The sequence below is a fragment of the Microvirga sp. P4_G7 genome (assembly GCF_056401005.1).
The window spans coordinates 1-8,096 of record NZ_JBFUKD010000108.1; the positions used below are offsets into that span (position 1 = coordinate 1).

At 62.0% G+C, this 8,096-nt stretch carries 12 protein-coding genes; 11 read left to right on the forward strand and 1 reads right to left on the reverse strand.

Going from position 1 to position 8,096, the window contains the following annotated elements:
• The first annotated feature begins 27 nt into the window (after nucleotides 1-27).
• From rplF to AC1DT3_RS07365, 7 genes are all read left to right on the forward strand, one after another.
• Nucleotides 28-561, forward strand: coding sequence for a 50S ribosomal protein L6 (gene rplF / locus AC1DT3_RS07335; protein WP_477464606.1), 534 nt, complete (start codon nucleotides 28-30; stop codon nucleotides 559-561).
• 9 nt (nucleotides 562-570) lie between these two features.
• Nucleotides 571-933, forward strand: a complete 363-nt coding sequence (rplR, locus tag AC1DT3_RS07340) for a 50S ribosomal protein L18 (protein ID WP_477464597.1) — start codon at nucleotides 571-573, stop codon at nucleotides 931-933.
• A 62-nt stretch (nucleotides 934-995) separates the two neighbouring features.
• Complete coding sequence (rpsE, locus tag AC1DT3_RS07345; protein WP_477464598.1) at nucleotides 996-1,565, forward strand: 30S ribosomal protein S5; 570 nt, start codon at nucleotides 996-998, stop codon at nucleotides 1,563-1,565.
• 14 nt (nucleotides 1,566-1,579) lie between these two features.
• Nucleotides 1,580-1,789, forward strand: coding sequence for a 50S ribosomal protein L30 (rpmD, locus tag AC1DT3_RS07350; protein WP_477464599.1), 210 nt, complete (start codon nucleotides 1,580-1,582; stop codon nucleotides 1,787-1,789).
• Between the two features lie 10 nt (nucleotides 1,790-1,799).
• Complete coding sequence (rplO, locus tag AC1DT3_RS07355; protein ID WP_477464600.1) at nucleotides 1,800-2,273, forward strand: 50S ribosomal protein L15; 474 nt, start codon at nucleotides 1,800-1,802, stop codon at nucleotides 2,271-2,273.
• A 221-nt stretch (nucleotides 2,274-2,494) separates the two neighbouring features.
• Nucleotides 2,495-3,829, forward strand: coding sequence for a preprotein translocase subunit SecY (gene secY, locus AC1DT3_RS07360; protein ID WP_477464601.1), 1,335 nt, complete (start codon nucleotides 2,495-2,497; stop codon nucleotides 3,827-3,829).
• Nucleotides 3,830-3,917: 88 nt separating this feature from the next.
• Entirely contained in the window at nucleotides 3,918-4,499 is a 582-nt protein-coding gene (locus AC1DT3_RS07365) for an adenylate kinase (RefSeq protein ID WP_477464602.1), read from the forward strand.
• A 457-nt stretch (nucleotides 4,500-4,956) separates the two neighbouring features.
• Here AC1DT3_RS07365 and AC1DT3_RS07370 read toward each other — a convergent pair whose 3' ends face one another.
• Nucleotides 4,957-5,223 (reverse strand): DUF6968 family protein, encoded by a 267-nt coding sequence (locus AC1DT3_RS07370; RefSeq protein WP_477464603.1) that lies wholly within the window; start codon nucleotides 5,221-5,223, stop codon nucleotides 4,957-4,959.
• Between the two features lie 550 nt (nucleotides 5,224-5,773).
• Here AC1DT3_RS07370 and rpsM point away from each other — a divergent pair.
• The 4 genes from rpsM to AC1DT3_RS07390 all read left to right on the forward strand — a co-directional run.
• A complete protein-coding gene (gene rpsM / locus AC1DT3_RS07375; protein ID WP_477464604.1) occupies nucleotides 5,774-6,142 on the forward strand; it encodes a 30S ribosomal protein S13 in 369 nt (122 codons plus the stop codon).
• A gap of 169 nt (nucleotides 6,143-6,311) precedes the next feature.
• Nucleotides 6,312-6,701 (forward strand): 30S ribosomal protein S11, encoded by a 390-nt coding sequence (gene rpsK, locus AC1DT3_RS07380; protein WP_047186967.1) that lies wholly within the window; start codon nucleotides 6,312-6,314, stop codon nucleotides 6,699-6,701.
• Between the two features lie 93 nt (nucleotides 6,702-6,794).
• Nucleotides 6,795-7,817, forward strand: a complete 1,023-nt coding sequence (locus AC1DT3_RS07385) for a DNA-directed RNA polymerase subunit alpha (RefSeq protein ID WP_477464605.1) — start codon at nucleotides 6,795-6,797, stop codon at nucleotides 7,815-7,817.
• A 128-nt stretch (nucleotides 7,818-7,945) separates the two neighbouring features.
• On the forward strand, nucleotides 7,946-8,096 hold a 151-nt coding region (locus tag AC1DT3_RS07390; RefSeq protein ID WP_477464607.1), incomplete at its 3' end, for a bL17 family ribosomal protein.

An 8,096-nucleotide genomic window follows, 5' to 3' on the forward strand; every position in this document is an offset into this window, starting at 1 on the left:
GAGCACAGAACCACGGGAGATTTGAGCATGTCTCGAGTAGGCAAAAAGCAGGTTGGGGTTCAGTCGGGAGTGACGGCGACCATCGACGGCCAGACAGTCAAGGTTAAGGGCAGCAAGGGCGAGCTTTCGTTCCGGGTGCCGGAAGAAGTGAAGGTTGCGTTGGAAGAGGGCGCCGTAGCGGTCAATCCGCGCGACACCTCCAAGACGGCCCGCGCGAAGTGGGGCATGTCCCGCGCCCAGGTGGCAAACCTGGTCGAGGGTGTGTCCAAGGGTTTCGAGAAGCGTCTTGAGATCAACGGCGTCGGTTATCGCGCCGCCGTTGCCGGCAAGGTGCTGAAGCTCTCGCTCGGCTACAGCCACGATGTCGATTACGAAATTCCGGCCGGTGTCACCATTACGACGCCTAAGCCGACGGAAGTGATCGTTGCCGGCATCGACAAGCAAAAGGTCGGTCAGACTGCTGCTGAGATCCGCGATTTCCGCGGTCCCGAGCCCTACAAGGGCAAGGGCGTCAAGTATGCTGACGAGTTCATCTTCCGCAAGGAAGGCAAGAAGAAGTAAGGACGCATCATGGCTGAGAAGAAAGGCGCTGAAGATCGCCGCAAGGCTCGTGTGCGCCGCGCGATCAGGAAAGCAGCGAACGGACGCCCGCGGTTGTCGGTGTTCCGTTCGTCCAAGCAGATCTATGCCCAGATCATCGACGACGTGGCGGGTCATACCCTCGCTTCCGCGTCGACCCTTGAGAAGGACGTCAAGGGCAAGCTGAAGACCGGCGCCACCGTCGATGCGGCGAAGGAAGTCGGAAAGCTTGTTGCGGAACGTGCGACGAAGGCCGGCGTGAAGCAGGTCATTTTCGATCGTTCGGGCTACCTGTTCCACGGACGCGTCAAGGCTTTGGCCGACGCTGCTCGTGAGGGCGGACTCGATTTCTAAACGGCGGGTATTGAAAAACCCTGAAGCGAGCGGGCCCGCCGCCCGCGCAAGTGAGASGTCTCATGGCTAGAGAACCAAGAGAACGTGCTGATCGCGAAGAGCGCGACAGCGAATTCGTCGATCGGTTGGTACACATCAACCGCGTCGCGAAAGTCGTGAAGGGCGGCCGTCGTTTCGGCTTCGCTGCCCTCGTCGTCGTCGGTGACCAGAAAGGTCGCGTCGGCTTCGGTCACGGCAAGGCCCGCGAAGTGCCGGAAGCGATCCGCAAGGCGACTGATGCCGCCAAGCGTTCGATGATCCGCGTCGCGCTCCGCGAAGGCCGCACGCTGCATCATGACGTCAATGGTCGTCACGGTGCAGGCAAGGTCATTCTTCGCGCTGCCCCGCAGGGTACCGGCATCATCGCCGGCGGTCCGATGCGCGCCGTCTTCGAGACGGTCGGCATGCAGGACGTGGTCGCCAAGTCGCTCGGCTCCTCGAACCCGTACAATCTCGTTCGCGCAACTTTCGACGCGCTCAAGAACGAAGATAGCCCGCGTTCGGTCGCCGCTCGTCGTGGCCTGAAGGTTTCGGCTCTGCAGTCTCGCCGCCGTGAAGCGGGTGATGTCGAAGCCGTCGGCTCTGAAGCGTAAGGGAGGCTGTCATCATGGCAAAGAAGCCTGCCGCTACAGAAGCGAAAACCGTCACCGTTGAGCAGATCGGTTCGCCGATCCGCCGCGAGGGCAAGCAGCGCCAGACGCTGGTTGGTCTCAAGCTCAACAAGCTCCATCGGACCTCGACGCTTGCCGATACGCCGTCCGTGCGTGGCATGATCGAAAAGGTCAAGCACCTCGTGCGCGTTGTGGACGGGCAGTGAGGAGAGCGTCATGAAACTGAATGAAATTCGTGACAACGAAGGCGCCACCAAGAACCGCATGCGTGTGGGTCGTGGTATCGGCTCCGGCAAAGGCAAGACCGGCGGCCGCGGCGTGAAGGGTCAGACGTCCCGTTCGGGCGTCGCCATCAAGGGATTCGAAGGCGGCCAGATGCCGCTGCATCGTCGCCTGCCCAAGCGCGGCTTCAACAAGCCGAATGCGATCATTCTGAATGAGGTCAATATCGGCCGCATTCAGCAGGCGATCGAGGCCGGCAAGCTCGACAAGGCCGCAACCGTGACCATCGAGTCGCTGGTGGCTGCCGGCGTCGTGTCGAAGCCCCGCGATGGCGTGAAGATCCTCGGCATCGGCGAGATCAAGGCCAAGCTTTCCTTTGAAGTCGCCGGAGCGTCCAAGTCGGCCGTCCAGGCGATCGAGAAGGCTGGTGGCTCGGTGACCCTTCTGGGCGCCGTTGCGYAGGCGTGAGCCCGCGCCCACATTAAGCAGGATCCAAGCGGCGGCCCGCGTTGATCGCGTGGCCGCCGTTTGCGTGATGACTGTCCGCTAGTGCATGATCTCGTCGCCGAGCCGGTTACGGTGTGGCGACGAGATCATGCACAGGTTCAATATCTTGGGGCGTGATCGGGATCAGAGCCGATTTCACTTTCGCCGATCGCGCTCCGGCAAGATTTTTCGAGGACACAACGATGGCTTCAGCAGCCGAGCAGCTTGCGGCGAACATTAATTTTGGCGCTCTCGCCAAAGCCGAAGAGTTGAAGAAGCGCATCTGGTTCACCCTCGGTGCTCTTATCGTTTTCCGTCTCGGCACCTACATCCCGCTGCCAGGCATCAATCCCGAAGCGCTGCGACAGAGCTTCCAGAACGCCAGCGGCGGCGTCCTCGGACTGTTCAACATGTTCTCGGGCGGYGCAGTCGAGCGTATGGCGATCTTCGCGCTCAACATCATGCCCTACATCTCGGCCTCGATCATCGTGCAGCTGCTGACGTCGGTGCTGCCGGCTCTCGAAGCGCTGAAGAAGGAAGGCGAGGCGGGTCGCAAGATCCTCAACCAGTATACCCGCTACCTGACGGTGCTCCTCGCGGTCTTCCAATCCTGGGGCATTGCGGTTGGCCTTCAAAGCTCGGGCGGAATCGTTCAGTCGCCGGGTCCGTTCTTCCTGATCTCGACCGTGATCACGCTCACCGGCGGCACGTTGTTCCTGATGTGGCTCGGCGAGCAGATCACGTCGCGCGGCATCGGCAACGGCTCGTCGCTGATCATCTTCGCGGGCATCGTTGCGAACTTGCCGACCGCGATTGCCGGAACGCTCGAACTCGGCCGCCAGGGCGCGATTTCGACGGGTCTGATTCTCGGCGTGATCGTGATGGCGATGGCGATCATCTACTTCGTGGTGTTCATGGAGCGCGCCCAGCGGCGTCTTCTCATCAATTATCCGAAACGCCAGGTCGGCAATCGGATGTACGAGGGGCAGACCTCCTTCCTTCCGCTGAAGCTCAACACGTCGGGCGTCATTCCGCCGATTTTCGCCTCGTCGCTTCTGTTGTTGCCCGCTACCATCGCGAGCTTCCAGACGTCGGACGGCACCGGCATCGTGTCCATGCTGACGACGTATCTCGGCCACGGCCGGCCGGCATACATGTTCCTCTATGCGGCGCTGATCGTCTTCTTCGCCTTCTTCTATACGGCGATCGTGTTCAATCCGCAGGAGACCGCGGACAACCTGAAGAAGCAGGGCGGCTTCATCCCGGGCATCCGTCCCGGCGAGCGGACCGCCGAGTTCATCGACCAGGTGCTGACCCGCGTCACCGTTCTCGGCGCCGCGTATCTGGTGATCATCTGCTTGATTCCGGAAATCCTGGTGTCCTACGCTTCGCTGCCGTTCTATTTCGGCGGCACCTCGCTCCTGATCGTCGTGTCCGTCACCATGGATACGGTCGCCCAGGTCCACGGCCATCTGCTGGCGCACCAGTATGAAGGGCTCGTGAAGAAGGCTAAGCTCAAGGGCAGCCGGCGACGGTAAGGTTCTCACCGAAAGGTGCAGGTTCTCGACGACAGGGCGTGATCGGCTCGGATCGGATCACGCCCTCATATTGAGTTTGGGGGGCTCGATGAGGATCATTTTGCTGGGACCGCCAGGTGCCGGAAAGGGCACGCAGGCCGCTCGGTTGGTCGAACGGCTGGGAATTCCCCAGCTCTCGACGGGTGACATGCTGCGCGCCGCCGTAGCCGCAGGCACGCCGATCGGGCTCAAGGCCAAGGCGATCATGGATCGTGGCGACCTGGTCTCCGACGACGTGGTGATCGGCATCGTCGCCGACCGCATCGAGGAGCAGGATGCCCAGAACGGATTTATCCTCGACGGCTTCCCGCGTACGGTCGCTCAAGCCGAAGGGCTCGACGAAATGCTCGCCCGCAAGGGGCTCAAGCTCGATGGCGTGATCGAGTTCGACGTCGATCCGCACGCGCTCGTCGAACGGATCGTCAAGCGCGCCAAGGAGACCGAGGCCCGCGGCGAAGTCGTTCGCAAGGACGACAATCCGGACGTCTTCAGGACCCGGCTCGAAGCCTACAAGAACCAGACCGCGCCGTTGTCCAACTACTACGCCCAGAAGGGCAGCCTGAAGCACGTCGACGGCATGAGGCCGATCGACGAGGTCACCGAAGCCCTGAAAGGCATTCTCGGCCGCTGAGGCCGCGAGCGCTTGCCAAGGCTGAAGGGTCCGCCAAGGCTGAAGGGATTCGCCAAGGCTGAAGGGGCGCTTAGGCTGAAGGGGCGGCAATGCCGCCCCGCTCGGACGCGGCGAGGGGATCCCTCCGCCGCACTCCCCGTCTCCACTGGAGGAGCCGCCCCGCCTCCTCATCCTGAGGAGCTGCCCCGCCTCCTCGTCCTGAGGAGCTGCCCCTCCTCACCATCCTGAGGAGCCACCCCACCACCCTCATCCTGAGGAGCCGCGAAGCGGCGTCTCGAAGGATCTTCCAGAGCACACTGGAGACGCCTCGTCCTTCGAGACGCGACTGCGTCGCTCCTCAGGATGAGGCTGTGGTGGTGCCATTCTCAAAAATGGGACGAGATACTCCTTCCTCCTGCGGAGGAGCCACCCCGCCACCCTCATCCTGAGGAGCCGCGGGGCGACCACGGCATCGATGTCATGGGAACGGCCCGCCTTCGCCGTCGAACCGCTTGTCGATGCCGATGAGGAGGTCTCGCGCATTGCGAGGGACGGGAAAGCCGTAACCGCCGCCAGCCGCCTCGATGTCGTCGCCGGGCCATTTCAGCCTGCCGGTCTTGTGGTAGTCGCTGAAATAGAGACTCATCCCGATCGCCTTGAGGCAGAGTTCCAAAGCCTGGACGGAGTCGCCTCCGCGGCCTGCCCGGGCCTCAACGCCATTCGGCCAAGCGGCGTGTAACGGCATTTCCAGTGGTTTTCGTCTTCCTCCGGGGCATGCAACGTCACCAGAACGGCGATGTGCTCGCCGGTCTCGGTGATATACTCCAGTTCACGTGTCGCAATGATCATGAGCCCCTCAATCGTTCAGTGCCGGGATCGGATGCTTTTTACGAAACGCTGTCTTTCTGATACCCATCCATCGCAATCCTATCAACGATATTACGTAGCATCGATTCTGTCAAGAACAAAATAGGAACATTTGCGATGTCATTGCAGAACGGGTCGCGTCGAGCGCGTGCCGCCCACCCGATGCGAAGATCGCCGCGCTCTTCCGATCGAGGTAGCCGGGTCGCGCCCGGGCATGACAGAGTGCGTGAGGGGAGGGATCTCCCGTCGCTTGACGGGGGCGTCTCGATGCGTTAGGGAACCCGCTCTCGCAAAAGAACACGCGAACGGAGGGCTTCGTCAGAGGCCGCTCCGTATTCTTGTGTTCTCAACAATCCGCGCAAGGGCCGGCCTCCACCGGACGCGCGATAACCTTCGAAGCTTCGAGCTTCGATCACATGGAGACGGCAATGGCCCGTATAGCAGGCGTCAACATCCCGACCAACAAGCGCGTCGTCATCGCGCTTCAGTACATCCACGGCATTGGGCCCAAGAAGGCTCAGGAGATCGTGCAGAAGGTCAACATCCCGGCGGAGCGCCGCGTCAACCAGCTGACCGACGCCGAAGTGCTTCAGATCCGCGAGACCATCGACCGCGACTACATGGTCGAAGGCGATCTGCGCCGCGACGTGTCCATGAACATCAAGCGTCTCATGGATCTCGGTGCCTACCGCGGCCTGCGTCATCGTCGCAGCCTTCCGGTTCGCGGCCAGCGCACGCACACCAATGCGCGCACCCGCAAGGGCAAGTCCAAGCCGATCGCCGGCAAGAAGAAGTAAGGCGGAGAGGCTCGTCCTCGCGTTGTCCTCGGGGTCAGCTCCGGGGTCGCGCGCAGGCATCCGAGCCTCGTTCGGCCTGAGATGGCCGGGTCAATCCCGGCCATGACGATCAAGAGAACTGCAATCCCGAGCGCCTGGTATGACGGGCGCGTTTGAAGGACCATTTAGAATGGCTAAAGAAGCTACCCGCGTCCGCCGCCGCGAACGCAAGAACATCGTTTCCGGCGTGGCGCATGTGAATGCCTCGTTCAACAACACGATGATCACCATCACCGACGCGCAGGGCAACACGATCTCGTGGTCGTCGGCCGGCGCGATGGGTTTCAAGGGATCGCGYAAGTCGACCCCGTACGCGGCTCAGGTCGCGGCAGAAGATGCGGCCCGCAAGGCGTCCGAGCACGGCATGCGCACTCTCGAAGTCGAGGTGTCCGGTCCGGGTTCGGGACGTGAATCGGCGCTCCGCGCTCTGCAATCGGCTGGTTTCACGGTGACGTCGATCCGTGACGTGACGCCGATCCCGCACAATGGATGCCGGCCGCGCAAGCGCCGTCGCGTCTAAGCTAGAAGATCATCTTGCCCGCGAATTCGTTTCGCGGGCGCTCCGGTTTCAAGGACAGGCTGCGGCCATCCTTCATTCCGTACCTCGAGAGGTGTGGTTGTGATCCAAAAGAACTGGCAAGAGCTCATCAAGCCGAACAAGCTCGAAGTGTCTCCGGGCGACGACCCGAAGCGCGTCGCGACAGTCGTGGCCGAGCCGCTTGAGCGCGGTTTCGGTACGACGCTCGGCAACTCGCTGCGCCGCGTTCTCCTGTCCTCGCTGCAGGGCGCGGCCGTAACGTCGATCCATATCGACGGCGTGCTGCATGAATTCTCGTCGATCCCGGGCGTCCGTGAGGACGTGACGGACATCGTGCTGAACGTGAAGACCATCGCCATCAAGATGCAGGGCGAGGGCCCGAAGCGCATGACGCTTCGCAAGACCGGCCCCGGCGCTGTCACCGCTGGCGACATCAACACGATCGGCGACGTGCAGATCCTGAACCCTGAACTCGTGCTCTGCACCCTCGACGAGGGCGCGGAAATCCGCATGGAGTTCACGGTCAACACCGRCAAGGGCTACGTCCCGGCCGAGCGCAACCGCGCGGAAGACGCGCCGATCGGTCTCATCCCGGTCGACTCGCTCTACAGCCCGGTCAAGAAGGTCTCCTATCGGATCGAGAACACCCGYGAGGGCCAGATYCTCGATTACGACAAGCTGAYSATGACSATCGAGACCAACGGTTCGGTGACCCCTGAGGATTCCGTGGCCTATGCCGCGCGCATCATTCAGGATCAGCTCCAGGTCTTCGTGAACTTCGAAGAGCCCCGCAAGGAAGAAGCCGCCGCCGTCGCGCCGCAGCTTCCGTTCAACCCGGCGCTGCTCAAGAAGGTCGACGAGCTCGAACTCTCGGTCCGTTCGGCGAACTGCCTGAAGAACGACAACATCGTCTATATCGGCGATCTCATCCAGAAGTCCGAGGCGGAAATGCTCCGCACCCCGAACTTCGGCCGCAAGTCGCTGAACGAGATCAAGGAAGTGCTCGCCTCCATGGGCCTGCATCTCGGCATGGAAGTGCCGGGCTGGCCGCCGGAGAACATCGAAGAGCTCGCAAAGCGCTTCGAGGAGCACTACTAAGATACAAACCGCCGCAAGTTCAAGAACTTGCGGCGGTATCTTCATTTTGCCACTCCGTTTCTTAATGGCGGAGGTCAAGAAGGACGGCCGGCCCTTGGCCCGGCGGCCGCAACATCAAGGAGAGAGCCATGCGTCACGGATTTCGTGGTCGTCGTTTCAACCGTTCGTCCGAGCATCGTAAGGCGATGTTCGCCAACATGTCGGCTGCGCTGATCAAGCACGAGCAGATCGTCACCACCCTGCCGAAGGCGAAGGATCTTCGTCCGGTCGTGGAGAAGC

Bases quoted from the DNA above. Each gene is read 5' to 3' on its own strand.
- rplF (WP_477464606.1), top strand. From the start codon at position 28: ATGTCTCGAGTAGGCAAAAAGCAGGTTGGGGTTCAGTCGGGAGTGACG.
- rplR (WP_477464597.1), top strand. From the start codon at position 571: ATGGCTGAGAAGAAAGGCGCTGAAGATCGCCGCAAGGCTCGTGTGCGC.
- rpsE (WP_477464598.1), top strand. From the start codon at position 996: ATGGCTAGAGAACCAAGAGAACGTGCTGATCGCGAAGAGCGCGACAGC.
- rpmD (WP_477464599.1), top strand. From the start codon at position 1,580: ATGGCAAAGAAGCCTGCCGCTACAGAAGCGAAAACCGTCACCGTTGAG.
- AC1DT3_RS07365 (WP_477464602.1), top strand. From the start codon at position 3,918: ATGAGGATCATTTTGCTGGGACCGCCAGGTGCCGGAAAGGGCACGCAG.
- AC1DT3_RS07370 (WP_477464603.1), bottom strand. From the start codon at position 5,223: ATGCCGTTACACGCCGCTTGGCCGAATGGCGTTGAGGCCCGGGCAGGC.
- rpsM (WP_477464604.1), top strand. From the start codon at position 5,774: ATGGCCCGTATAGCAGGCGTCAACATCCCGACCAACAAGCGCGTCGTC.